The organism is Pantoea sp. PNA 14-12, assembly GCF_004364735.1.
In the GTDB taxonomy this organism is placed as follows: domain Bacteria; phylum Pseudomonadota; class Gammaproteobacteria; order Enterobacterales; family Enterobacteriaceae; genus Pantoea; species Pantoea stewartii.
On record NZ_SOAJ01000001.1, the window covers coordinates 1036130 to 1058858 of the forward strand.

The 22729-nt window shown below is 54.6% G+C and carries 21 protein-coding genes; 5 read left to right on the forward strand and 16 right to left on the reverse strand.

What is annotated here, in order from left to right; translation table 11 throughout:
- Nucleotides 1-498 precede the first annotated feature (498 nt).
- The 3 genes from C7434_RS05015 to C7434_RS05025 all read right to left on the reverse strand — a co-directional run bounded on the left by C7434_RS05015 (nt 499) and on the right by C7434_RS05025 (nt 3577).
- The gene (locus C7434_RS05015; protein WP_133745203.1) at nt 499-2082 is read right to left on the reverse strand and encodes a hypothetical protein; all 1584 of its coding nucleotides are present in this window, start codon (nt 2080-2082) and stop codon (nt 499-501) included.
- A gap of 101 nt (nt 2083-2183) precedes the next feature.
- The gene (locus tag C7434_RS05020) at nt 2184-2393 is read right to left on the reverse strand and encodes a DUF6434 domain-containing protein (RefSeq protein WP_033741228.1); all 210 of its coding nucleotides are present in this window, start codon (nt 2391-2393) and stop codon (nt 2184-2186) included.
- Between the two features lie 215 nt (nt 2394-2608).
- On the reverse strand, nt 2609-3577 hold the full coding sequence (locus C7434_RS05025; RefSeq protein ID WP_033741231.1) for an IS110 family transposase: 969 nt from the start codon (nt 3575-3577) through the stop codon (nt 2609-2611).
- 228 nt (nt 3578-3805) lie between these two features.
- On the opposite strand from C7434_RS05025, the gene C7434_RS05030 reads away from it, so the two are divergent.
- Nucleotides 3806-4510 (forward strand): CTP synthase, encoded by a 705-nt coding sequence (locus C7434_RS05030; RefSeq protein WP_006119016.1) that lies wholly within the window; start codon nt 3806-3808, stop codon nt 4508-4510.
- 43 nt (nt 4511-4553) lie between these two features.
- Here the strand turns inward: C7434_RS05030 and nth are convergent, their stop codons facing one another.
- The 9 genes from nth to ydgT form a co-directional block, all read right to left on the reverse strand.
- Nucleotides 4554-5186 carry an endonuclease III gene (nth, locus tag C7434_RS05035; protein WP_006119017.1) on the reverse strand — a complete coding sequence of 211 codons (633 nt, stop codon included), beginning with the start codon at nt 5184-5186 and terminating at the stop codon, nt 4554-4556.
- On the reverse strand, nt 5183-5887 hold the full coding sequence (locus tag C7434_RS05040; protein WP_033741234.1) for an electron transport complex subunit E: 705 nt from the start codon (nt 5885-5887) through the stop codon (nt 5183-5185). The genes nth and C7434_RS05040 overlap by 4 nt, the downstream gene beginning before the upstream one ends.
- Nucleotides 5880-6512 (reverse strand): electron transport complex subunit RsxG, encoded by a 633-nt coding sequence (rsxG, locus tag C7434_RS05045; RefSeq protein ID WP_006119019.1) that lies wholly within the window; start codon nt 6510-6512, stop codon nt 5880-5882. The genes C7434_RS05040 and rsxG overlap by 8 nt, the downstream gene beginning before the upstream one ends.
- Nucleotides 6513-6515: 3 nt before the next feature.
- Entirely contained in the window at nt 6516-7574 is a 1059-nt protein-coding gene (gene rsxD / locus C7434_RS05050) for an electron transport complex subunit RsxD (RefSeq protein ID WP_006119020.1), read from the reverse strand.
- Nucleotides 7575-10196, reverse strand: a complete 2622-nt coding sequence (rsxC, locus tag C7434_RS05055) for an electron transport complex subunit RsxC (RefSeq protein ID WP_033741237.1) — start codon at nt 10194-10196, stop codon at nt 7575-7577.
- Nucleotides 10189-10767, reverse strand: a complete 579-nt coding sequence (rsxB, locus tag C7434_RS05060) for an electron transport complex subunit RsxB (protein ID WP_033741239.1) — start codon at nt 10765-10767, stop codon at nt 10189-10191. Before rsxB ends, rsxC begins: the two co-directional genes overlap by 8 nt.
- A complete protein-coding gene (gene rsxA / locus C7434_RS05065; RefSeq protein WP_013025663.1) occupies nt 10767-11348 on the reverse strand; it encodes an electron transport complex subunit RsxA in 582 nt (193 codons plus the stop codon). The genes rsxB and rsxA overlap by 1 nt, the downstream gene beginning before the upstream one ends.
- A 123-nt stretch (nt 11349-11471) precedes the next feature.
- The gene (locus C7434_RS05070) at nt 11472-11915 is read right to left on the reverse strand and encodes a DUF2569 domain-containing protein (protein WP_033741245.1); all 444 of its coding nucleotides are present in this window, start codon (nt 11913-11915) and stop codon (nt 11472-11474) included.
- Nucleotides 11916-12023: 108 nt separating this feature from the next.
- Nucleotides 12024-12239, reverse strand: a complete 216-nt coding sequence (ydgT, locus tag C7434_RS05075; RefSeq protein ID WP_033741248.1) for a transcription modulator YdgT — start codon at nt 12237-12239, stop codon at nt 12024-12026.
- 665 nt (nt 12240-12904) lie between these two features.
- On the opposite strand from ydgT, the gene ytfQ reads away from it, so the two are divergent.
- Genes ytfQ through yjfF form a run of 4 tightly spaced genes read left to right on the forward strand, consistent with a single transcriptional unit; the run spans nt 12905 to nt 17425 of the window.
- Entirely contained in the window at nt 12905-13861 is a 957-nt protein-coding gene (gene ytfQ / locus C7434_RS05080) for a galactofuranose ABC transporter, galactofuranose-binding protein YtfQ (protein WP_033741249.1), read from the forward strand.
- Nucleotides 13862-13915: 54 nt separating this feature from the next.
- Nucleotides 13916-15436: a sugar ABC transporter ATP-binding protein gene (locus C7434_RS05085; RefSeq protein ID WP_133745204.1), complete on the forward strand. Its 1521-nt coding sequence runs from the start codon at nt 13916-13918 to the stop codon at nt 15434-15436.
- Entirely contained in the window at nt 15429-16445 is a 1017-nt protein-coding gene (ytfT, locus tag C7434_RS05090; protein ID WP_133745205.1) for a galactofuranose ABC transporter, ATP-binding protein YtfT, read from the forward strand. Before C7434_RS05085 ends, ytfT begins: the two co-directional genes overlap by 8 nt.
- Nucleotides 16442-17425, forward strand: coding sequence for a galactofuranose ABC transporter, permease protein YjfF (yjfF, locus tag C7434_RS05095; protein WP_033741251.1), 984 nt, complete (start codon nt 16442-16444; stop codon nt 17423-17425). Before ytfT ends, yjfF begins: the two co-directional genes overlap by 4 nt.
- A 211-nt stretch (nt 17426-17636) precedes the next feature.
- On the opposite strand, the gene C7434_RS05100 is transcribed toward yjfF, so the two are convergent.
- The 4 genes from C7434_RS05100 to C7434_RS05115 all read right to left on the reverse strand — a co-directional run bounded on the left by C7434_RS05100 (nt 17637) and on the right by C7434_RS05115 (nt 22723).
- The gene (locus C7434_RS05100; RefSeq protein WP_039340508.1) at nt 17637-19289 is read right to left on the reverse strand and encodes a methyl-accepting chemotaxis protein; all 1653 of its coding nucleotides are present in this window, start codon (nt 19287-19289) and stop codon (nt 17637-17639) included.
- Nucleotides 19290-19778: 489 nt separating this feature from the next.
- The gene (locus C7434_RS05105; RefSeq protein WP_033741252.1) at nt 19779-20282 is read right to left on the reverse strand and encodes an Lrp/AsnC family transcriptional regulator; all 504 of its coding nucleotides are present in this window, start codon (nt 20280-20282) and stop codon (nt 19779-19781) included.
- 15 nt (nt 20283-20297) lie between these two features.
- On the reverse strand, nt 20298-21659 hold the full coding sequence (locus C7434_RS05110) for an aspartate aminotransferase family protein (protein WP_033741253.1): 1362 nt from the start codon (nt 21657-21659) through the stop codon (nt 20298-20300).
- Nucleotides 21660-21673: 14 nt separating this feature from the next.
- Entirely contained in the window at nt 21674-22723 is a 1050-nt protein-coding gene (locus C7434_RS05115; protein ID WP_033741256.1) for a phosphotransferase, read from the reverse strand.
- Between the last annotated feature and the right edge of the window lie 6 nt (nt 22724-22729).

Sequence of the window (22729 nt, forward strand, 5' to 3'; positions counted from 1 at the left end):
CAGGTTTTTTATTGGTTCAAAATACCTGCGTGGAGCTTTTAAGATCGTCAATAATGACATTAACCACTAAACGGCGGTTGCGTAGAGCTTTGCTTTGAAAAGTGATCTTTCACCAGAATAAAGCGCCGGAAATGCGGCTTTTGACGTCGTTTTGCTGAAATAATCTGCATATTATGACGCAAAACGACGTCGGGTGCGCAATAAAGTTGATTAAACTCACATTATTCGCTGTTATTTCAGCAGAAGAAAAATGGTTTCATCAGGAAATAATGCGTCCGGCCCTTAATTAACAGGCGTAAAAAACCAGCAAAAATGCGCTCACCTGCTCGACAGCGCACGCGCACTCACGTAGCCTCTTTATTTCCTAAAAAGATACCCTCTTAACTTGCAAGCGGAGATCGGGATTAAAAGGGCCATTTTCGAAGGACAGGGAAAGTGAAGGTCTGCTTTGAGCGAAAAGCTGACGCAGCACACTCACTCAACTCTCGTCACTTTAACTCACGTCATATAATGTATATGTAGCTTGGGGACTACTTTCCGTACTTCACCCAATATTTCAGAATGTGGTTCAAGATCAGTAATAAGATGAACACTAACATTTGATCCACAACTATTTGCTTTAGCTATTCCATCCAAGAATAGACTCAAGTGTTCGGAGCCATAGAATGATCTGTAGTCAAAATCATCTATTTTTTCGACATGAACGACATTCCCTCTTAGCCATATCACCTCGTTTAATGCACCCAGAGTTTTATGAAGACCTTTAATATATTCCTCAGATTTAACGGATGTCTGTAACATACTTTGTGAGCCATCAACCACAAGCACAATTTGACGCGGTTCTTCTACCGCAGAAAACTCATTCAGTATTGAGGTAAGTGACTCTCGTAGGGGGGAGATATTTTGTGGTTTAAAATTATCAAGAAGTGTATAGCTTCTGGTAAATTTAACCTCATCGTAATTTAACAGCACCAACTGACCATTGGGGCCGATGGCATCATTATAAGCTTCAGCAACACCATCGAAATGTCTCTTGTGAGAGAATAGAAACTCCTCATTGCCCATCTTACGCTGTTTGCATTCAACTATTGCACGAACAATATTCGGTGTGAGAGCATCAGTGTGTCCCTGAACAACCACAATGTCAGGATGAACATTTTTTCCTGACGTGCTGATATATGTAGGTTGGTAAATAATCTGCCCTATTGGTTTTGAATTTTTTTCCGCAACCACTACTTTTGTCCCCAGTTCAAGCAAGGAAGCGCCGTCAGAAGACTGAGCTAGTGTAAATCCACGAGACTCAAAGAGTTGAAGGGTAACTATCAAACACCACAGTTCGTAAATTTGCCAGCGGAATTTCCAGAATGGTAAAGACAGAATATCTTCTAGCTCTATACGGTTATAAAATTCATTTACTAATGGTCTTAATTCTGCAAAGTCTTCTTGTCGCCAGAGATTTTTATTCAGTATTGCAGACAGATAGGGGATTGCGTCTGTAGCTCCAAAGTATCCATCTTGAATTAAGCCTTCTTCTTTGACACGCTTACACATATCATGAATTCTCGATGCAACACTTGTTGGGTCTGCACCTTTTGGTTTTGGCGGCATCGGGGCATTTATAGAAAAACCTTTACTAACATTATCTTTACAGCAAACAGAAGCAAATTCATTGCAGATTTTGTTAAACTTATCTTTATCAAAAGTGTTATTTAACAGGTTTTTATATTTCCTGAATGATTCAAAATCTATTATTATCAACTCTCCATTAATATTAAAATTCCATTCAATATCGAGCGCGTTCTTTGAAGTTCTAATCAATGTGCGTTCGCAATATATCCAAATATCTTGGAACATTTGAGAAAGTGGTTCCATTGTCTCAAGCATAGCTATCAGATACTTCTGAGCTGTGATTTTTTTACTCTCGTCGGAACTAATAAATTCCTCGTTTGGTATACCGAGTTTTTGAGCAAGTACAACCAGCAATTCACGATCCCGCGGAGATGGGCCATACCCCTGTGCTACTCCTAGTTTCTGTGTGTACCACAGTTCTCTATGAATTTCTGCGCATTCTTTTATTGCCATGTTTACCTTCATAAGTTGTTAAGTAAGAATCGTCCGCTTCTGGCACGGAGCGGACATTAGCACTACGAAATTTAAGCTGAGGGCAACCAGTTGGGTAACTTTTAAAGGGAATGTCTGCGTTTCCACTCGTCCACCACATCACCTAAATTTTTAGGGATATCGTTTCGAATCCAGGCCATAAAAGCACGATCAAATCTAAAATCTGGTCCACATTCATCAATCATGAAACGACGAACGTTTTGGGTGTTTTTGTAATTTTTATCTACAACAGTGTTACGAGTTAAAGAAGAACCGTGCCAGTCTGTTTTCACTCGCTTACTCCTGTATTGAATGAACGATAGCAATGATAAAAATACCAGACTGATTTTAGTCCGTCAGCTTCTGGCACAAACCAGATAAAGGCAAGATGTAAAAATGTCCGGTTTATCTTTCATGAGATAACAGGTTTGTCTCCAGCTTCCGCAACAGGCCGGGCCGGATTAGCGCATCATGTTCTGATAAAATGCTTTTTTATGTATTTATACAGTTACTCGCAGGCAGGTCCTCCGGTTGTCTGAGGCACGTAAACCGTGCCCGAACGCAGTACACCAAAAATAATGTGTATGAGTTTGCGCATTGCTGCACCGACGATAAGTATCCCGGGCTTTCCGGCAAGCCGGAGACGGTGGCCGAATGCCCGGATATCCGGGTTATGCTTCAGTGCAACCAGAGCGGGCATATACATTGTGCTTCGCAGATATGCGTTTCCTGTTTTTGACATCCTTGATTTGCCCCTCACCGAGCTGCCGGACTGATGGTGACGTGGGTTAAGCCCCAGAAAGGCCGCAACTTCCTTAGCCTTACTGAACTGTTTATCTGCCATAAAAGACAAAATTACGGCACCTGTAACGCTCCCGATGCCCGGTATTGAACTTATTAATGCCTCCTGCCTTTTCAGCTCAGCATTACTACTGATATGTTTTTTAATTTCCTGCCGGATTATTTCAATCTCCTCTTTCAACTGACTGGCAATCCTCAGGAGTGAAGGCTGAATGCTGGCATCGGCGTTATCAGTACGGTTAGATTCCATTCGCAGCATGCCTTTCAGCGCATTCATCCGGCGTACCAGAGCCTGTAGTGTCCTGACCGGCTGCGGTACAGGCAGCCACTGAGCCGGAATAGTTGCTCTGCAGAAACGCGCAATCAGCTTTGAATCACTTTTATCTGTTTTTGTACGGGACAGCTCCGCCATACCATAACCTTTTATGCGCGAGGGGTTTACCATACTGACTTTTATCTTTTTTTCATACAGAAACGTAGCAAGAGCAGTTCCGTAATCACCGGTGGCTTCCATGCATGCGTGGATCTCTGAAAAGTCACCCTCACCGGCCCATTTCAGAAGTGCTGTAAAACCCGCCACTGAATTGGCAAATGCCTTACACCGGTAACTATCATTGCAAAGTAACGCAGCATCAAATTTCTTACTGGCAATATCAATTCCGAGATAAACAGTCATGTCATATCCTCATGGTGTCAGTACTGACCAACCTTGCAAAATTCAGGCTCACCGCGGTGCGGGGCCAAAGATACCCTTCGGTCTGGACTGAAATCAGGACAGAGCGGCATTTATCTTATCAACGGGCCTGACAGCCTGAGGATGTTGCCGGCCTACTCTGTCCTGGGTCAATGCATGTACAGGCAGACTCAACTTACTCTGCCTGAAACACGATACAAGGATGTTGCTATGTCGTTATCTTTACGTCTCGCCTTAGTGGGTGACTACCGCCCGGACGCTGTTTCGCATCAATCCATTCCCCTGGCGCTGGCGCGCGCCGCGGCGCACCTTGCCATCCCGATTGAGCCTGACTGGATTCCCACCCCGGATTTAGATGATCTGTCCGCCGTTACGCAGCATGATGCCGTCTGGCTGGTGCCCGGCAGCCCCTATAAAAACGATGACGGCGTGTTTAGCATGCTGCGTTGGGTACGGGAAAACGGTAAGCCCTTTCTCGGCTCCTGTGGCGGGTTTCAGTATGCGGTTATCGACTATGCCCGCCACGTATTGGGCTGGGAAGATGCCAGTCATGCCGAAACCAGCGAAACCGGTCGGATGGTGATTGCGCCGCTAAGCTGCTCACTGGTCGAACAGCGAGGGGAGGTCACGTTTGCACCCGGCTCGCGTATGGCCAGCGCCTACGGTGCGCTGACCAGTGATGAAGGTTATCATTGCAATTTTGGCGTGAACCCGGCTTTCAGTGCGGCGCTGCAGGGTAAAAACATGCGGATCACGTCCTGGGATCTGAACGGCGATGTGCGCGGCATTGAACTGACCGATCATCCTTTCTATGTCGCCACCTTATTCCAGTCCGAACGGGCGGCATTACAGGATAAGGATTCGCCGCTGGTGATGGCCTGGATGCGGGCGGCGCTGGCGCAGCGTCAGCGCTGAACAGTAAAACAGCCTGTGACCAGTCCCAGGCTGTTATCCGGGCTTATTCGACCTTATCGGGATATTCACACAGGTCTTCAATCAGGCAGGACCCGCAACGCGGTTTGCGCGCCACGCAGGTGTAACGCCCGTGCAGAATCAGCCAGTGATGGCAGTCGACTTTAAACGCCTTCGGCACGACTTTTAACAGTTTCTCTTCGACCTGCTCGACGTTCTTACCCGGCGCAAAATTCGTCCGGTTGCAGACGCGGAAAATGTGCGTATCCACCGCAATCGTCGGCCAGCCAAAAGCCGTATTCAGCACCACGTTAGCCGTTTTACGGCCGACGCCAGGTAAGGCTTCGAGCGCGGCGCGATCTTCAGGCACCTGACCGCCGTGCTGGTCCAGTAAAATACGGCAGGTCTTAATCACGTTCTCGGCTTTACTGTTGAACAGGCCGATCGTTTTGATGTACTCCTTCACGCCGTCCACGCCCAGCGCCAGCATCGCAGCAGGTGTATTCGCCACCGGGTACAGCTTTGCAGTAGCCTTGTTAACGCTCACGTCCGTCGCCTGAGCCGACAGCAGAACCGCAATCAGCAGTTCAAACGGCGAGGTGAACTGCAGCTCGGTCGTAGGGTGAGGGTTGGCCTGCTGCAGACGACTGAGAATCTCAATGCGTTTCGTCTGGTTCACACGGCTTTTCCCGTGTTGCCCTGCGGCGCATCAAGCGCCGCGTCTTCTACGCGACGCGCTGCGCGCTGCTTCATTTTCTGATCGATCACATATTTCCCCGCCAGCATCATGCCCAGACCGATAAAGGCACCCGGCGGGAGCATTGCCAGCAGCATTGGCGAGTTAAAATGAATCACGTCAATACGCAACACTTTAGCCCAGGGACCCAGTAACTGATCCGCACCGTTAAACAATGTGCCGCTGCCGATGATTTCACGGATCGATCCCAGTACCACCATTGCACAGGTGGCGCCCATACCGATAGCAAAGCCATCCAGTGCGGCAAGGGGAATACTGCTTTTCGAGGCCACGGCTTCAGCCCGGCCCACTACGATGCAGTTGGTCACGATCAGCGGAATAAAAATACCGAGTGACTGATACAGACCGTAGGCGTAAGCGTTAATCAGCATCTGCACGCAGCTTACGACAGAGGCGATGATCATCACGTAGATAGGAATACGGATCTCAGAAGGCACCCAACGACGCGAGGCCGAAATAAAACTGTTTGTCAGGGTCAGCACCAGCGTCGTGGCAAGCCCCAGCCCCAGAGCATTGGTGGCCGTGGCGGTCACCGCCAGCAAAGGGCACAGGCCCAGCAGCTGCACCAGCGCCGAGTTATTTTTCCACAGCCCGCCGACCAGCAGGTTTTTCGCTTCACTCATTGGCGTCTCCACATTCGGGTAACGAAGAGAGTTTCCCTTTCAGGGATTCAATTAACAATGCCGTACGTTTGGTGGCATTCACGACGGCGCGCGGGGTAATGGTGGCACCGGTAAACTGGTCGAATTCGCCGCCATCTTTTTTGACGGCAAACGCTTTGTCATTCGGCCCGGTTACCACTTTGCCATTAAAACTGTTGATCCAGTCAGAAATCCGTAACTCGATTTTGTCCCCCAGGCCCGGCGTTTCATGGTGCTCAATCACCCGCACGCCGAGTACCTTACCGTGAAAATCCGCGCCGACCAGCATCTGAATCGCGCCAGAATAGCCATCCGGGGCGGTGGTTTCCAGTGCGGCGGCCACAGGTTCGTTGCCTTTTCGCGCCAGATAAAGATGATGAGGACTGGCATTACCCAGCGCCGCATCAGTGACAACGTAACATTCCTGCTGAATGTGGTTATCGTACATGTCGGTCGGCACCACCTGATCCAGCAGATTTTTTTGCTGTAACTGCGTCTGGTGCTCGACGGTGGGTTTGGTCACGGTATTTACAACAGCAGTGACGCCGGTGGTGATCGCGGCAAAGAGAGCCAGGGTCACGCCATTCTTGCGTATGGTGTCCAGCATCATTTAATCCTTTTGATGACCGTAAACGCGCGGCTGCGTGTAATAGTCAATCAGCGGTACGCATATATTAGCCAGCAGAACGGCGAAAGCAACGCCGTCCGGATAACCGCCAAAACTTCGAATGAGCCATACCAGCAGACCAATAAGGGCACCATAAATCAGACGACCACGGTCAGTGGTGGAGGCGGTAACCGGATCGGTGGCGATAAAAAATGCGCCCAGCATCGTCGCCCCGGAAAACAGATGAATCAGCGGACTGTTCAGCGAGGCGGGAGCCAGTAACCAACCAAGCGTGGCGCAGACGGTCAGCGACAGCAACATCGCGGCCGGAATATGCCAGCGAATGGTGTTTTTCCACAGCAGGAATACCCCGCCAAGCAGGTAACCCACGTTGACCCATTGCCAGCCCAGACCGGCCAGAACGCCGCTGTAAATGGGCTGGGCTAACAGTTGCTCTGCACTGTGGCCTGCACGCAAGCCGGTTTTAAAGGTATCCAGCGGTGTAGCCTGGCTGACACCGTCCACGCCCAACTGCAGTTGCTGTAACGTATCGCCCGCCAGCGTATGACCCGTAAAGATCATGCTCAGCGAGTCCAGCACGCCGGGTTTAATAACCTGTAAGGCTTCTGGCGGCATCCAGCTGGTCATCTGAACCGGAAATGAGATCAGAAGAACGACATAGCCGACCATGGCCGGGTTGAAGGGGTTTTGTCCCAGGCCACCGTACAACTGTTTGGCAATAACAATCGCAAATACCGTACCGACCACCACTAACCACCAGGGGGCCAGAGACGGGATGCTGATCCCCAGCAGAATTGCCGTCAGCAGGGCGGAGTTGTCGGCCAGTTGAGGGGCGACCGGTGTGTTACGCAGGCGCAGGATAGCCGCTTCTGTCAGCAACGCTGTCAGCGAGGCCAACACAACCTGCAATAAGGTTCCCACGCCAAAAAAGTAGCACTGCGCGGCAAAACCAGGCAGCGCCGCCAGGATAACCAGCATCATGATGTTGCCGGTACTGCGGCGGTTATGAGTATAAGGTGAACTTGCGATACGGAACGCCATTTAATCCTCAGGTGTCAATGTCGATTGCGCTTTACGCGCTTTGGCACGGGCGACAGCCGCCGCAATCGCGGCTTTACGCGCATCGGCGGGGTGATCGAGTTCAGGTGCCTCTTCGGCTTCGGCATTGGCATGATTAGCCTGCTCCTGCGCCCTCTCTGCCTGCTCAACGTCCCTGTGCGCTTCGGCCGCCGCGACAGCCGCCTCACGGGACGCGTCTTCTGCCTGCGCCTGTGCGGCAGCGCGCTTTTTCGCTTTGGCACGTTCAATGGCGGCGGCTACCGCAGCTTTACGTGGATCTTCAGATGCGGTGTCGGTAGCCTCAGCGTCAGCCGCCGCCTGGGCGGCTTTCTTCGCTTTGGCACGTTCAATGGCGGCGGCTACCGCAGCTTTACGTGGATCTTCAGATGCGGTGTCGGCCGCCTCAGCGTCAGCCGCCGCCTGGGCGGCTTTCTTCGCTTTGGCTCGTTCGACGGCAGCGGCTACCGCGGCTTTGCGCGGATCGTCGGATGCGGTGTCGGCCGTCTCAGCGTCAGCCGCCTGAGCGGCTTTCTTCGCTTTGGCTCGTTCGACGGCAGCGGCTACCGCGGCTTTACGCGGATCGTCGGATGCGGTGTCGGCAGCCTCAGCGTCAGCCGCCGCCTGGGCGGCTTTCTTCGCTTTGGCTCGTTCGACGGCAGCGGCTACCGCAGCTTTGCGCGGATCGTCGGATGCGGTGTCGGCCGCCTCAGCGTCAGCCGCCGCCTGAGCGGCTTTCTTCGCTTTGGCTCGTTCGACGGCAGCGGCCACCGCGGCTTTGCGCGGATCGTCGGATGCGGTGTCGGCAGCCTCAGCGTCAGCCGCCGTCTGGGCGGCTTTCTTCGCTCTGGCACGTTCGATGGCGGCGGTCACCGCGGCTTTACGTGGATCCGCCACCGCCGTTTCAGTCGTGTCCGCGCTGTCAGGCGTCACCGGTTTCTTCGCTCTGGCACGCGCAATTGCCGCTTCAACCGCAGCCTTGCGTGGATCGGTCGTCTGACGACTCAGCGCCTGAGTTTCCGCCTGTGCCTCAGCCTGCCGTAACCGGGCCTGCGCATGACGTGCCTCGGCAGCGGCATCTTCATTCTCAGCAGATTGTTTCGCTCTGGCGCGGGCTTTTGCCGCAGCCAGCTCTCCGCTTTCGCTGCGGGCTACGCGCTGTTTGGCTTCAGCATGACGTGCTTCACGCGCCTGCTTTTCCCGCTCCAGTCGTGCCTGGCGTGCCTCAAAACGCGCTTTCGCTTCCAGCGTGCGTTTGGCTTCCAGGTCGATGGCGCGCAGCTCAGCTTTTTCCTGACGATAGTACTGCACCAGCGGAATGTTACTCGGGCAGACGTAGGCGCACGCACCACATTCAATGCAGTCATCAATGTGATGGGCACGGGCTTTATCGTGATCGCCCCCCTGGCTATACCAGTACAGCTGCTGTGGCAGCAGGTTGGCCGGACAGGCGTCAGCACAGGCAGAGCAACGAATGCAGGACTGTTCCTGTTGCGTGTTGCCCATCTCAGTGCCGGACGGGGCCAGAATACAGTTGGTGATCTTCACGACCGGCACATCCAGCGACGGCAGGGTAAAGCCCATCAGCGGGCCGCCCATAATGACCATTTGTCCTGGTGAAGGGTGAAAACCGACCTGGTGCAACAGGTGGCTGATTGGCGTCCCTAAGCGGCTCCACACGTTCCGGGGTTGCGCGATGGCTTCACCGGTGAGTGTCACCACGCGCTCGGTGATCGGTTCGCCATTGATAATGGCGCGCTTCACGGCCCATGCCGTACCGACGTTTTGCATCAGCACGCCAATATCCGTAGAGCGACCACCATGCGGCACTTCCATGCCGGTGAGTATTTTGGTCAGCTGCTTAGCGCCGCCGGACGGATATTTCGTCGGGATAACGCGGATCTGTAAATCCCGCTCACCACCCAACGCCTGCTTCAGGGCGGCGATAGCCTCGGGTTTGTTATCTTCGATACCAATCAGCACGCGCTCCGCCTGAAGCACCCAGGCCAGAATGCGGCATCCTTCCATCACCTCGGCGGCGTAGTCCTGCATCAGACGATCGTCAGCGGTGATGTAAGGTTCGCACTCAGCCGCGTTAATGATCAGCGTGTTGACGCCCTGCAGGCCGCCTTTCAGTTTGGTGGCCGTCGGGAAGCCCGCGCCGCCCAGACCGGCGATGCCGGCATCATGTATGCGTTTAAGAATGGCGCTGCGTTCATGCTGACGGTAGTCCGGAAGCGGGGAGAGCGGCATCCAGCGATCGTCACCGTCAGGCGTCAGAAAAATACACAGCTCTGACAGGCCAGACGGGTGCGCTGTCATGTGCTGAGCGATAGCGTCAATGACGCCCGACGTGGGCGCATGTACAGGCAGCATTCTGCCCTGTCCAAACGTAAGCGGCTGGCCGCGCAGCACCTTATCGCCAGGGGAAACGCAAATTTCGCCTTCGTGGCCAATATGTTGCTTCAGGGGAATGATAAACCGGTGCGGCAGCGGCAATTCAGCGAGCGGCGTGCCGTTGGACTGGGTTTTCATCTCAGGCGGATGAATCCCGCCCTGAAAATCCCAGATCTTCTCTTTTTTAAAGAAATTAAGCAGATTAAGCATGACTCTCTACCGGGATCACCCGAACAGGAATGGTATTCAGATCCCACTTCCAGTTGGCCGTGGTGGTGGCAACCGGACGCATTTCAATGCAGTCGGTAGGACAGGGGGCAACACACAGATCGCAGCCGGTGCAGACATCGCTCAGCACGGTATGCATGGCGCGCGTGGCACCGACGATGGCATCAACCGGGCAGGCCTGAATGCACTTTGTGCAGCCAATACAGTTTTCTTCGTCAATCCACGCGACGGTACGCACGGGCGCTTTAGCCTCGTCATCGCCATCGATCGGTTGTGGCTCAACATTGAGCAGGGCGGCCAGCTTAAGCATGGTCTGCTCACCACCGGGCGCGCATTTGTTAATGGCTTCGCCATTGTTGCCCACGGCGTCAGCATAGGGGCGACAGCCGGGGTAACCACACTGACCGCACTGGCTCTGCGGCAGCACGGCGTCAATCTGCTCAACAATGGGATCTTCTTCGACTTCAAAGCGGCGTGACGCGTAACCCAGCAGGGCACCAAAGACCAGGCTCAGGGCGCTCAGTACCGCCACCGCTATCCAAATTGCACTCATCAGAATTTCACCAGACCTGTAAAGCCCATAAAGGCCAGTGCCATCAGCCCCGCGGTGATCAACGCAATAGAATTCCCTTTGAAGGGGGCCGGGACATTCGCCAGCACCAGACGCTCACGCATCCCGGCAAATAACACCATCACCAGCGAGAAGCCCAGCGAGGCGCTGAATCCATACAGCGCCGCCTGAAGAAAGGTGTGATTGAGGTTAACGCTCAACAGGGGGACGCCCAGTACCGCACAGTTTGTCGTGATCAACGGCAGGAAAATACCCAGCAGGCGATACAGCGATGGGCTGGTTTTGCGCACCACCATTTCGGTGAACTGAACGACAACCGCGATCACCAGGATATAAGCCATGGTCCGCAGATACACTAAGTCCAGCGGAACCAGAATGAGGTGATTCACCAGCCACGCGCAAATGGAGGCCAGCGTAATCACAAACGTGGTGGCGAGGCCCATGCCAATGGCCGTTTCCAGCTTTTTGGAAACGCCCATAAACGGGCAAAGGCCGAGAAACTTCACCAACACGAAGTTGTTCACCAGCACTGTGCCAACAAAAAGGAGAAGATAATCGGTCATTTTTTCGCCTGAATACCAGAAAGCGGCTTATTATCATTGATAAAGCGCTGCATCACAACTCCATCGCATTATTGTCAGCCGCCAACCGCACTCAGAATTAAACTCTTGACGAAAACAGCAGCGTTATCGCTGAGTAAATGTCGCTTTTACCCGCGCGGAACGTTTGAAATAGGGAACAAAAACGGCGGCGGCGGCCAGTGAGAGTAGCAAAGTCTGCAACGCGCGTGCATCAGACACCGGCGTAAAGGCAAAGGTTTTCAGCGCCAGCAAAACGGTGATCAGCAACCACACGATATAGTGACGCGGCAGACGGTGCGAACGTTTAAAGAACATCCACACAACCCACATGCTGTAAGCCCACAATGCGGTGGCGGTCAATAATGAAATGGCCCAATAGCCCGTCACCAGCGAACGGTGGTTAAACAAGGTTTCGCGCCATTGCGCATCAAACAGTGGCGTCAGATACATGGCCATCACCAGCGCGGTGGTCAGCAGCGTCATCAGCAACCATGCCAGTGGCAGTAAAAGCCAGCCGCCAATACGTGGGGCTGTCATCGGGGTCGTCATTTGCGGTTCATCCTGTTTCAACGTAGTCAGCGGGTCAGAATAGCATGTTAAGACAGACGCAAACCAACAGTGAAAACAGGAGGGCGGGAACAGGGGAGATGCGCGGGATTACACCACGTAGCGCCAGACTGACTTTGGTACGCAGCCCAGGTCGAACAAGCGGCCACCCGATGCGAGTTCGGCACGACGATGGTCGGCTGCCCGGTACATATTGATAATGTCTTTGTCGTCCGACAGCGAATAATTCAGATGGTCATACAGTTTTTCAAGACTTTCAAGGTTATTCACTTTGCGAAATTTTAACAGGTAATCGTGCGCAGTCATTTTTGTCATAACGAATCAATAAGAAAGAAGGCCAAGTATAGGGAGCCGCTTAACGCTGTCCAGTTCCGCGGATGAAAAAAAGCAAAAATCAGACAAACGTGGGGCATAGCTCGCTAAAGGTGAATTTTATCAGGTTTTGAATCGTCGCCATAATCCTGTCGCTGTAAAGCGGTGCATCCAGACCCAACCTAAAAGAATCATTTCTGAGTCACAAGTCACTTTTTATCTGCTTTTATGTACGAATCGATTGTGTATAACTGCGATTCAGGGCCGGATAACAAAATAACCAGGATAAACCTCAGGCCAGTGCGGTCAGCGGAATCGTTTCATGCCGGAGACAGGGGATTTCTGTGTGTGCTGGAAATCACAAAACAGACTTTTCCCGGGGCTGAAAACGGGATGGCTCATTCTGTACGCCTGGCTGTAATCGTTTTCAGCAGTGTCACACTTAAGCGATTCTGTTTATTACATTTATTTAACGTAAGTTGAAAAAAGACACAGGCGTTTTGTCCATAAGCCCGCGCTGAGAGCATTCCGTCAATCAACGTAACCCCTTTAAATCGCTCAGTTTTGTGAGGCGTGTCGCCCTAATCTGCCCTTTTTTACGTCAGGCTACACAGGCACTTTACCCTGTACAGCAAACGCCCTTCAGAGGAAGAAAAACTATGTGGAAACGTTTACTCCTGACGACAATGGTCAGCGCCGCATTAAGTGGCTCAGTGTTAGCGGCGGAAATGACAGTGGGATTCTCACAGGTAGGCTCAGAATCCGGCTGGCGTTCGGCTGAAACCAATGTCGCGAAAAGCGAAGCCAAAAAACGCGGCATTAATTTAAAGATCGCCGATGGTCAACAGAAACAAGAGAATCAGATTAAAGCCGTGCGCTCCTTTATCGCGCAGGGCGTGGACGCCATCTTTATTGCGCCTGTTGTGCAGACGGGCTGGGAGCCGGTATTAGAAGAAGCCAAAGATGCCAAAATCCCGGTATACCTGCTGGACCGCGCCATCGTCGTAAAAGATAACTCGCTGTATCAGGCCGTTGTCACCGCCGATAATGTTCTGGAAGGCAAGCTGATTGGTGACTGGCTGGTAAAAACCGTCGGCGATAAAAAATGTAATGTCGTAGAGCTGCAAGGCACGGTCGGCGCGAGCGTCGCCATCGATCGTAAAAAAGGCTTTGCTGAAGCGATCAGTGGCCACCCGAATATTAAAGTGATTCGCTCTCAGTCTGGCGACTTTACCCGCAGTAAAGGGAAAGAAGTCATGGAAAGTTTCATCAAGGCCGAGAACAACGGCAAAAATATCTGCATGGTTTATGCCCATAACGACGATATGGCCATCGGGGCCATTCAGGCGATCAAAGAAGCCGGTCTGAAACCGGGCAAAGATATTCTGACCGGATCGATCGATGGTGTGCCGGATATCTACAAAGCGATGCTGGCCGGGGAAGCCAACGCTAACGTCGAGCTGACGCCAGATATGGCCGGCCCGGCCTTTGACGCGCTGGAAAAATTCAAAAAAGACGGCACCCTGCCACCCAAAATTATCAGAACCGAATCAAAACTCTTTTTACCTGCTGACGCGCAGGCCGAGTTAGACAAGAAAAAGAACATGGGTTACTAAGCCGCAGGCCGCCCTTCGGGGCGGTCTTCTTTGATGTAGGGCGGAGTTGACAGCATGACGATACACAATGAATCACCTCTTTTAGCCATCAACGGCGTCAGTAAAGGTTTTCCCGGCGTGAAAGCGCTGGACGATGTCTCTTTCAGCCTGCGCAAAGGCGAAATCATGGCGCTGTTAGGTGAGAACGGCGCAGGCAAATCAACCCTGATCAAAGTGCTGACCGGCGTGTACACCCGCGACAGCGGCACGATTACGTTAAACGGTCAGGCCATTTCGCCGCGCAGTACTGCTGAAGCACAGAAAATCGGTATCGGCACGGTCTACCAGGAAGTGAATATGCTGCCGAATATGTCGGTGGCCGATAATCTGTACATTGGGCGCGAGCCGCGTCGGTTCGGCATGATTGATCGTAAGCGCATGGTGCGCGAGGCGGATGCCCTGATGCGCAAATACGGTTTTGCACTGGATGTCACGCGGCCGCTTGGTCATTACTCCGTCGCGATGCAGCAGATTATTGCTATCTGCCGGGCGGTGGATCTCTCCGCCCAGGTATTAATCCTCGATGAACCCACCGCCAGTCTGGATGCCAGCGAAGTGGAAATGCTGTTCACCCTGATGACAGAGTTAAAACATCGCGGGATGAGCCTGATCTTCGTCACCCATTTTCTGGACCAGGTTTACCGCATTACCGATCGCATTACCGTTCTGCGCAACGGCAAATTTATTGCCACGCACGACACCGCTACGCTGCCGCAAATTGAGCTGGTCAAACTGATGATTGGCCGGGAACTGATGGCGACCGCGCTGCAGCGTCAGGGCAGTACGCTGAAGAGCAACCAGCCGGTCGTGTCATTCGAAGATTATGGTAAGAAGGGCACGATCGAACCCTTCACGCTTCAGGTCCGGCCGGGTGAAGTGGTCGGGCTGGCAGGCTTGCTGGGCTCGGGGCGGACCGAAACCGCAGAGGTGCTGTTTGGCATTCGCCGCGCCGATCGCGGCACGGCAAAAATCAAGGGCAGGGTTGAACCGATCCGTACGCCCGCGCAGGCTTCCCGTCTGGGGATGGGCTTTTGTCCGGAAGACCGAAAAACGGACGGAATTATCGGGGCGGCTTCTGTCCGCGAGAACATCATTCTGGCGTTACAGGCGCAGCGCGGCTGGCTGCGCCCGATCAAGAAACGCGAGCAGCAGGCGATTGCCGAGCGTTTTATTAAAAGTCTGGGCATTCGCACACCGCACGCGGAGCAGCCCGTCGAGCTGTTGTCGGGCGGAAACCAGCAAAAGGTGCTGTTGTCTCGCTGGCTGGTGACAAAACCGCAGTTCCTGATTCTGGATGAACCCACGCGCGGCATTGACGTGGGCGCACATGCCGAAATTATCCGCTTAATTGAAACGTTATGTGCCGATGGGCTGGCACTACTGGTCATTTCCTCGGAGCTGGAAGAGCTGGTGGGCTATGCCGATCGCGTCATCATTATGCGCGATCTGAAACAGGTAGCAGAAATCCCCCTCGAGGCGCTTTCTGTGGCGGCAATCGTTAACGCCATTGCTGATGGAGGTACGCAGCATGCTTGAATCACCGGTTACCCCGACCCGGGCGACACGTCGCACGTTCAGGCTGCCGCCAGGCATGCCGCAACTTATCGCGCTGTTGCTGGTGCTGTTGGTCGACAGCCTGGTTGCCACGAATTTCTTCGCCATCCATTTACAGGATGGCCGGCTGTTTGGCAGCCCGATTGATATCCTCAACCGGGCTGCGCCGGTAGCCTTACTGGCCGTCGGCATGACCTTAGTGATTGCCACAGGCGGGATCGATTTATCGGTCGGCGCCGTTATGGCGATTGCCGGCGCGACGGCGGCCACGCTGACCGTGGCGGGCCACAGCGTGCCGTTTATTATCCTGGTCACGGTGGCCAGCGGGCTGGCCTGCGGGCTGTGGAACGGCATTCTGGTTGCGTTGTTACGCATACAGCCATTTGTGGCGACCCTGATTTTGATGGTGGCCGGGCGCGGCATCGCCCAGTTAATTACGCAGGGACAGATCGTGACGTTTAACAACGACAGCCTGGGCTGGTTCGGCAACGGCGCGCTCTGGCTGTTGCCGGTGCCGGTCTGGATCACGATTGCGGTCGCGCTGCTGGTCTGGCTGCTGGTGCGTAAAACGGCCCTTGGGTTGTTTATCGAAGCCGTCGGGATCAACCTGCGCGCTGCGCGTAATGCGGGCGTGAATGGCTGGCTGGTCGTGATGTCCACCTATGCCATCAGCGCAATCTGCGCAGCGGTGGCGGGGCTGATTGTGGCGGCCGATATTCGCGGGGCCGATGCGAACAACGCGGGGCTGTGGCTGGAGCTGGACGCCATTCTGGCGGTGGTGATTGGCGGTGCCTCGCTGATGGGCGGGCGATTTAACATTCTGCTGTCGCTGATAGGGGCACTGATTATTCAGGCGATGAATACCGGTATTTTACTGTCGGGCTTTCCGCCGGAACTTAATCAGGTGGTGAAGGCGGTGGTGGTGATGTGTGTACTGCTGCTGCAATCCCCGCGCTTTATTGCGATGTTTAAACGGAGACGTGCATCATGATTAAACGTCATCTGCCTTTAATGATTACGCTGCTGGTGTTTGTACTCGGCTATCTGTTTTGCCTGAGCCAGTTTCCCGGTTTTGCCTCGACGCGGGTCATCTGTAATATTCTGACGGATAACGCGTTTCTGGGCATTATCGCGGTGGGCATGACCTTTGTGATTCTGTCGGGCGGCATCGATCTGTCTGTGGGGGCCGTCATCGCGTTTTCTGGCGTCTTCCTGGCCAAAGTCATCGGCGATTATCACCTTAATCCGCTGGTGGCCTTTGCCCTGGTCCTCTGCATGGGGGCGCTGTTTGGTGCGATGATGGGCTGGCTAATCGACGCACTCAAAATCCCTGCGTTTATTATTACGCTGGCGGGCATGTTTTTCCTGCGTGGATGCAGCTATCTGGTCTCCGAAAACTCCATTCCGATTGATCATCCGCTGTACGCCACGCTTTCCGGCCTGGCCTGGAAAGTGCCGGGCGGCGGGCGGCTCAGTTTGTTGGCGTTGATCATGTTGCTGGTGGTTGTAGGCGGGATGATTCTGGCGCACCGCACCCGGTTCGGTAATCAGGTGTACGCCATCGGGGGCAATATGACTTCCGCGCAGCTGATGGGCGTTTCAACCCGCGCCACGACCATCAAAATCTATATGTTGTCGACCACGTTAGCCTCGCTGGCGGGTATTGTGTTTTCCATCTACACCTCTGCGGGTTATGCGCTGGCCGGGCTGGGCGTTGAGCTGGATGCCATCGCCTCTGTCGTCATCGGGGGGACCCTGCTGTCCGGTGGTGTAGGGACCCTTCTCGGCACGTTATTTGGCGTCCTGATTCAGGGGCTGATTCAGACCTGGATTAACTTCGACGGCACGCTCAGTTCCTGGTGGACCAAAATCGCCATCGGCATCCTGCTGTTTGCCTTTATCGCCCTGCAACGGTTACTCACTGTAATGTGGGACAGGCAGCAGAATGCACCGGTGAAGCGGCTGAGTTGACGTCAGGCAGGTGCATGAGAAAGCGGCGCTGCGGCGCCGCTTTTGTCGGTGTCGGGCAGGGAAGAGGGACGCGACGAACCGGCGGCAACCTTATCGTCATCTCAGGCGCGGGCATCAACGATGAGGGCTCGGGCGCAGGGGGAATAAGCCCGCACGGCCGCCGGGCTCTGTCTTTGAAACCGCCGCGCCGGTACCCGACGCGGTAAGGTTATTAAAAGCTCGTCCAGCCGTCGTCGGCATTGTCCGCCTTCGTGGTAACCGCCTTCGTCTGGCGTGAAGACATGACCGTGGGCGCGACACCGGCCGTCGCCACCGTGGTCGCCGGAGAACCCAGGCTGAACACGGAAACGGCCTGTAACAGCATATCGGCCTGTTCTTTCAGACTGGATGCGGCAGACGCGGATTCTTCCACCAGTGACGCATTCTGCTGTGTGGTGCTGTCCATTTCCGTCACGGCGGTGCCCACTTGCTCAATGCCACGCGCCTGTTCGGCACTGGCAGTGGTAATCTCTTCTACCGTATCTGTCAGTTTGCCCACAGCAGACAGAATGCCTGACATGGTTTCAGACGCGTGAACGACCAGTTCATTTCCCTGGCCTACGCTTTGGGCGTTTGCCGCGATCAGCTGGCGAATTTCACCGGCTGCGGTGGCGCTGCGCTGTGCCAGCGATCGCACTTCACTGGCGACGACCGCAAAGCCTTTGCCGTGCTCGCCTGCACGGGCGGCTTCCACCGCGGCGTTAAGCGCAAGGATATTGGTCTGGAAAGCGATCCCGTCGATAACGGCGGTGATTTCAGCGATACGGCCGGAGCTGTCGCTGATGGATTTCATGGTGCCGGTGATCGCCTCTGTCGCGTCACTGCCTTTATTGGCCACTTCACGCACACTGACCGCCAGTTGCCCCGCCTGACGGGCATTGTCGACGTTATTTTTGACCGTCATACCCAACTGCGTCATCGTTGCGGCGGTCTGTTCCAGCGAGCTGGCCTGTTCTTCGGTTCGTTGTGAAAGCTCTGCATTACCCTGAGCAATCTGTGTGCTGGCCGAGGCAACACTCTCCGCGTTTTTCCTGACCAGGCTGACCGTATTGATTAGCGAATCCTGCATTTCGCGGATGGCGGACAACAGTTTGCCCGTTTCATCTTTACCCGTGGTTACGACGACACCACTCAGATCGCCGTGGGACACGCGATAGGCGGCCTCAACCGCTTCTTTCAGTGGACGTGTAATACTGCGGGTGATAATCGCGGCGGATATGGCGGCCAACAGCAGCGCAACAATCCCGGCAATAATGAGTATCATCAGCGCATCGGCGCGATCTTCCCCCGATTTGTCGGCCGCGTATTTCATGCGCGCTTCCTGAAACGTCTGCATCTCTTTCAGCGACGCCATGAAGTCACCCTGCGTCTGGTAACGCGGGCCAAAAAGCAGTTGCGTCGCCTCATCACTTTTTCCCTGCTGAGCCAGCGCGACAACCTCATCGATAAAAGGCAGGAACAGGGCTGAGCGGGCGTTCAGTTGGTCAAAAATCGCTTTGCCCTGAGACGTGCTGACCTGATTGCCCATCTGCGCGATCAGCGTATCCACTTCATGACGTTCCCCACGGTAATCACTTATGGCTTTCTCTCTTTTCGTCACGTCTTTAAGAAGAATGGCATTACGTGCCAGACGGCTCATATCAGAGGTGTAATAGCGCAACGCAGCAGACGAAGAGGATTTGCTGTAGAGCGCGCCCGAGATCTCATCATTGGCGTTGCCGAGTGAGTTAATTTTTATCACGCCGATCAGGACCATAAAAATAACCAGCAGCGCCATAAAGCCGAAGGCGGCCCCAAGCCGTATTCCAATTCTGATGTTGTTCATATGCATTCCATAGTGTCAGGCCCCGGCATGAACGAGCCCGATGGGCGAGCTGATGCGAAGATGTTTTACGTAAAAGTCGGAAGGTGATCGGTATACATTTTGTAAGGTTAACTATCGCCAGTCGTGGTATCGGCATTATGCGACAAAGGCTTTAGGTGAAATATTCACTTTGAGTAACATTTACTCAAGTAAATAATTTGTTAAATAAAGCACGGCTGAGTGGTTGTCTTATGGCCTCGTGCGGCGCATCGTCAGAACGAGACCGCTAAAAGCCGTGACAGGCGTAAACTGCCAGGTTCAGAAAGGGCGTAACCCGTCGGGTGAGGAAAAAACGTGTCTGTGTCGATATGGCCGCCAGACAGCAGCGGTAGTGGGCGCAAAGCGGCCGGACAGGGCGCGGACCCACACCGCAACGAAACAGACGGAAAGGCGGTTCAACGGTTGATGTCTCAGGTAACGCCCGTCCCCGTGCACAGGCCCGTTACTTGCCTATTCCCAGCTGCAGTTTCCGTTGGCAATTTCGCTCAACGGTTCTTCCCGCCACGGCCAGGGGTGCCTGAGCACCACGCGGCTGGCGAATTTGGCAATTCCGATTTCGTCGTCCAGCAGCCGCGCCATTAAATCCTGAAACCGGTAAAGGTTGGGGGCGATGATTTTCAACAGATAATCGTAGCCGCCGCTAATGTTGTAGCACTCGACAATCTCCCGATACTGACGGGCACCGGTTTCAAACCGCAGGAAATCAGCAGGGTAATGACTCGCCAGGGTGATCTCGGAGAACACCACCAGATTGCAGCCCAGTTTATTCAGTGAAATCCGGGCGGCATAACCGGCGATAATGCCGCTCTGCTCCAGACGGCGGGTTCGCGCCAGACAGGGACTGGGGCTGAGGTTTATTGCCTCAGCCAGTTCGACAATCGAACAGCGCCCCTCGCGTTGCAGATGCTCAAGTATCCGGATATCGGTGCGGTCAGGGAGCCTGGCATGTGACATAGATGGCGTATTCTCTCAGGTTGAATGGCCCATGCGTGCTGCGGTGGCGTCCGTCAACGCCTGGTCGAGCACGTCGATTATTATTTCCGCCTGTTCGGCCGTCAACACCAGAGGAGGACGGATCTTCAATACGTTATGGCCCATGGCGCAGGCACTCAGCAATACGCCTTTTTGCCGCATCCGGTTCACCACCTGACTGGTCAGCCAGCGGTCGGCTGCGCGGCTCTGCCGATCAGAAACCAGTTCCACGCCGACAAACAGGCCCGCCCCCCGGACATCGCCGATGGCTTCGTGCCGGTGGCTCAGGCCGCGAATGCCTTCCAGCAGCCTGTTCCCGGTTTCACGCGCATGCGCAATCAGTCCCTCTCGCTCAATGGTATCCAGCACCGCCAGGGCCGCCGCGCAGGAAACAGTATTACCGGCAAAGGTATTGAAGTAGCGGGAGCGCTGCCCAAACTCCGCCAGCACGTCGGCTGTGGCCAGTAAACCGGCAACAGGCTGACCGTTGCCCATGGGTTTGCCCAGCGTCACGATATCCGGTCTGAGTCCGTGACGTTGAAAGCCCCACATGTTTTCGCCCGTGCGGCCAAAGCCGGGCTGGACTTCATCGGCGATAAACAGGCCGCCAGCCTGCCGGATGGCGTTCACCGCGCCGTGCAGGAAGCCGGTCGGGCCGGGCAGGATCCCGTCGCTGGTAAAGAGTGAATCCACGATCAACGCGGCAGGCTGAATGCCGTGACGTTGCAGATCGGCAATGGCCATTTCCACATCCTGGGTAAAACGTTCGCTCAGATCGACACCGTCTGCGTGATAGGCGCGCGGGGCAGGGACCAGCCGAACATGCGGCCCCAGATCGACGCTTTTGCCCAGCGAGGGTGAGAACTGTGAGACGGCGTCCGTAATGCCATGATAAGCGGTTTCGGTCACAATAATTCCGGTGCCACCGGTCCGGATTTTGGCAATACGAAAGGCCAGATCGTTGGCTTCACTGCCCGTGCAGGTCAGCATCAGGTGAGCCAGGTGGGTTTCAGGTACCGTCGCCAGCAGGCGCTCGGCCAGGGTCAGAATCGTGTCATGCAAATAGCGCGTGTTGGTGGCCAGCGTTTTGACCTGATTGCAGATGGCGTTCGTCACCGCCGGATGGCAGTGCCCCAGCGAGGTCACGTTGTTATACACATCCAGATAGCGACGCCCTTCGGGATCGAACAGCCAGGCACCCTCACCGCGCACGATGTGCAGAGGATGTTCATACATCAGGCGATAGGCCGGGCCCAGCAACGCATCGCGGCGGTCAATCATCGTCGCGGTCACCGGGTCAACATCGGCCTGCCCGGGGATATAGGCATTAACCATATTCAGGTCGGTGGTGCTTTTCATGGAAGTCTCCCGTATCAGAGTTCGGCCAGCAGGCGATCACATGCTGTGTCGCGGGTCAGGTCTGCCAGCATCGACAGCGCCTCCCAGGCGGCAGGATTGTGACGCATGATGTAAGCGCGGTTATGTGGATAGCGGGCCGCGCGCCATTCGGTAATCAGGACTGTAATCAGATGACGCGTCGCCATCAGGTCGGTGACAAGAGCCTGTTCCAGATCGGTGAGCGGCAGGGTTTTGTGGTAGGCACCGACGAACTGCGCAGCCCCTGCGAAGGGATCGTCACAGCCGGTCATCTGAAAGGCCGCGGCAGTGGCCACTTCGCCTACCAGCGGTGCATAGATCATGTCGCCAAAGTCAATGATGCCGGTGAGACGATCCTGTGCGTCTGGCGCAACCAGCACGTTATACAGGTGATAATCGTTATGGATCACCTGCGCCCGCAGCGAGCCAAGACGCGGCAATACCTGGGTGGTGAAGCGCATCATAAATTTTTCTGCGAGGCGACGCCGTGCCGGATCGATGACTGCCTCCAGTTTGTCCATCAGGCGATGCGCGGCGGAAACATTCCACAGCAGATCGTGGCGGGCGGCCGGATGTGAAAAACCCTGCAACGCCAAATCCAGCCGGCCCAGACAGCACGCCATGGCCCGACGCTGTGCGGGGGTAGGTTGGGTATCTCTGACCTGAGTGCCCTCCAGCCAGCTCAGCATACGAACCAGCGTGGTGCTCCCTGCTGGTAACGTGACAATGTCACATTTCTTGCCCGCTGATGTGCGCACGACGCGCGGTATGGGCAGAGCCGGTGCCACCTCGGCGATATGCTCAAGCGCGGCGATCTGGAAATCGATAATCGCCTTCGCTTCGGCGGGATTACTGATTTTCAGGACAAAACGCGTACCGGTCGGAGTTTCAATGCAGCAGTTCTGGTCGCGTTCGCTTGCCAGCGGCTGCACAACGGTATCCGTCATACCGTACCGCTCTGCCACTAACGCCTGTACGGCAGATAACGACAGCGCAGGCGCGGCGGTATTCAGGGCGACAGCCTGATGTGTCTCAGTTTCAGACATGATGTT

Excerpts from the sequence above, each read along its gene's own strand:
- C7434_RS05015 (WP_133745203.1), bottom strand. The coding sequence starts at position 2,082 with ATGGCAATAAAAGAATGCGCAGAAATTCATAGAGAACTGTGGTACACA.
- C7434_RS05025 (WP_033741231.1), bottom strand. The coding sequence starts at position 3,577 with ATGACTGTTTATCTCGGAATTGATATTGCCAGTAAGAAATTTGATGCT.
- C7434_RS05030 (WP_006119016.1), top strand. The coding sequence starts at position 3,806 with ATGTCGTTATCTTTACGTCTCGCCTTAGTGGGTGACTACCGCCCGGAC.
- C7434_RS05040 (WP_033741234.1), bottom strand. The coding sequence starts at position 5,887 with ATGAGTGAAGCGAAAAACCTGCTGGTCGGCGGGCTGTGGAAAAATAAC.
- rsxG (WP_006119019.1), bottom strand. The coding sequence starts at position 6,512 with ATGCTGGACACCATACGCAAGAATGGCGTGACCCTGGCTCTCTTTGCC.
- rsxD (WP_006119020.1), bottom strand. The coding sequence starts at position 7,574 with ATGGCGTTCCGTATCGCAAGTTCACCTTATACTCATAACCGCCGCAGT.
- rsxC (WP_033741237.1), bottom strand. The coding sequence starts at position 10,196 with ATGCTTAATCTGCTTAATTTCTTTAAAAAAGAGAAGATCTGGGATTTT.
- rsxB (WP_033741239.1), bottom strand. The coding sequence starts at position 10,767 with ATGAGTGCAATTTGGATAGCGGTGGCGGTACTGAGCGCCCTGAGCCTG.
- rsxA (WP_013025663.1), bottom strand. The coding sequence starts at position 11,348 with ATGACCGATTATCTTCTCCTTTTTGTTGGCACAGTGCTGGTGAACAAC.
- C7434_RS05070 (WP_033741245.1), bottom strand. The coding sequence starts at position 11,915 with ATGACGACCCCGATGACAGCCCCACGTATTGGCGGCTGGCTTTTACTG.
- ydgT (WP_033741248.1), bottom strand. The coding sequence starts at position 12,239 with ATGACTGCGCACGATTACCTGTTAAAATTTCGCAAAGTGAATAACCTT.
- ytfQ (WP_033741249.1), top strand. The coding sequence starts at position 12,905 with ATGTGGAAACGTTTACTCCTGACGACAATGGTCAGCGCCGCATTAAGT.
- C7434_RS05085 (WP_133745204.1), top strand. The coding sequence starts at position 13,916 with ATGACGATACACAATGAATCACCTCTTTTAGCCATCAACGGCGTCAGT.
- ytfT (WP_133745205.1), top strand. The coding sequence starts at position 15,429 with ATGCTTGAATCACCGGTTACCCCGACCCGGGCGACACGTCGCACGTTC.
- yjfF (WP_033741251.1), top strand. The coding sequence starts at position 16,442 with ATGATTAAACGTCATCTGCCTTTAATGATTACGCTGCTGGTGTTTGTA.
- C7434_RS05100 (WP_039340508.1), bottom strand. The coding sequence starts at position 19,289 with ATGAACAACATCAGAATTGGAATACGGCTTGGGGCCGCCTTCGGCTTT.
- C7434_RS05105 (WP_033741252.1), bottom strand. The coding sequence starts at position 20,282 with ATGTCACATGCCAGGCTCCCTGACCGCACCGATATCCGGATACTTGAG.
- C7434_RS05110 (WP_033741253.1), bottom strand. The coding sequence starts at position 21,659 with ATGAAAAGCACCACCGACCTGAATATGGTTAATGCCTATATCCCCGGG.
- C7434_RS05115 (WP_033741256.1), bottom strand. The coding sequence starts at position 22,723 with ATGTCTGAAACTGAGACACATCAGGCTGTCGCCCTGAATACCGCCGCG.